This is a genomic window from Stenotrophomonas sp. GbtcB23 (assembly GCF_019091045.1).
Taxonomy (GTDB): Bacteria; Pseudomonadota; Gammaproteobacteria; order Xanthomonadales; family Xanthomonadaceae; genus Stenotrophomonas; species Stenotrophomonas rhizophila_A.
In genome coordinates this window covers 1-241 of sequence record NZ_JAGXKC010000629.1, presented here as the reverse complement: position 1 = coordinate 241, position 241 = coordinate 1, and the positions used below count along the sequence as shown (strand labels likewise).

Here is a 241-nt window from a genome sequence, read left to right as displayed (position 1 = left end):
CCCCCTGGGCCATCCGCCGCGGGATGCGCGCGCCGTCAACCAGGTTGCGAAGTTCGCGCACGTTGCCCGGCCAGGCATACCCGCACAGGCGCTCGGTGGCGGCCGCCTCCAGCGGCGAAGGGCGCTGGCCCAACTGCTGGAAGAAGTGCTCCAGCAGCATCGGCACGTCCTGCGGGCGCCCGCGCAGGGTAGGGAGGGCGATCCGCAGTGCGGCGTGGCGGGAATAGAGGGCGCGCCGGGA

Annotated in this window: 1 pseudogene; it reads right to left on the bottom strand. The window is 73.9% G+C overall.

Annotated elements, in window-relative coordinates:
- Positions 1–241: pseudogene (locus KVS69_RS20370) on the bottom strand (propionate catabolism operon regulatory protein PrpR); the annotation flags it as partial.